This is a genomic window from Amycolatopsis vastitatis, from assembly GCF_002234595.1.
GTDB classification, from domain to species: Bacteria; Actinomycetota; Actinomycetes; order Mycobacteriales; family Pseudonocardiaceae; genus Amycolatopsis; species Amycolatopsis vastitatis.
Map to the genome: position 1 here is coordinate 1 of NZ_NMUL01000122.1, position 1,079 is coordinate 1,079.

1 protein-coding gene is annotated in these 1,079 nt (G+C 67.5%); it reads left to right on the forward strand.

Going from position 1 to position 1,079, the window contains the following annotated elements; all coding sequences use genetic code 11:
- The first annotated feature begins 208 nt into the window (after positions 1-208).
- Positions 209-1,021 carry a transposase family protein gene (locus tag CF165_RS49690; protein ID WP_205661257.1) on the forward strand — a complete coding sequence of 271 codons (813 nt, stop codon included), beginning with the start codon at positions 209-211 and terminating at the stop codon, positions 1,019-1,021.
- The last annotated feature ends 58 nt before the right edge of the window (positions 1,022-1,079 follow it).

Sequence of the window (1,079 nt, forward strand, 5' to 3'; positions counted from 1 at the left end):
GGGGTTGTTTCATCCTGGTTGTGGCTGGTGAAGGTGCTGAGGTCCTGGTGGTTGCCTGTGGTGGCACGAAGAGACGCCGGGACCAGCGTGGCGACCCGGAAACAGGTGAAGCCCTCGGCAAGATCGAGATGTGAGTCAACAACCCGCCGAGGGCTTCGAGCCCATTTCCTACCAGGTCACCCTTTCCCTCTCACGACCGACCCTGCAGATGCTGGCCGAACTGATCCGCGCCCACCGCCGTCAGCTACGTTCCCGCTGGCGCAAAGCCACCCCCGCCGAGCAGGCACTCGTCGTCCTCGCCGTGCTGCGCGACGACCCGCGCCTGGCCCACCTCGGGGCTGGCATGGGCGTATCCGCATCCACGGTGCGGCGGTGGGTGCTGGAAGCCGTCTCTCTGCTCGCCGCCCGCGCCACCCGCCTGAACCGGGTCTTGCGTCGCCAGGCCGCCCAGGGCGGGGCGGTGGTGCTGGTGGACGGCACCCTGATCCGGACCCGCCGCCGCACCGGCCGAGCGAACCGGGCCAACTACAACGGCAAACACAAACAGCACGGCCTGGTCGTGCTTGCCTTGACCGACGAACACGGCCGGTTGTTGTGGGTGTCGGCGGCGTTGCCGGGCAAGACCGCCGACATCACCGCTTCCCGCCGGCTACGGATCCGGGAACGCCTGCACGCTCACGACCTGACCCCGGCCGGGGACAAAGGCTTCCACGGCTGGCACAAAGACGTCCGTACCACCCGCGACTGCCCGGACTGTGAGGGACCGTGTGAGCAGATCGTGCTGACCCCCTACAAGGCCGAGGCAAAGCGGCCGTTGAGCAAGGCGCAGAAGCAGGCGAATGCGGCGTTCGCGGCGATGCGGTGCGCGGTGGAGGGCGGCTTCGCCGCCCTCAAACACTGGCACATCCTCGACAAACTCCGCCTCGACACCCGCCATGCCACGACGTTGCTGCGGGCTTTGCTCGTGCTGACCCAACACGAGCAAAGCGTCCGCGACGCTGCCCGGCCAGGCCCGGGATGAGCGTTATCAGACCGGGTCAACCCATCTTGACCAGCACAAACCACGATGAAACAACCCC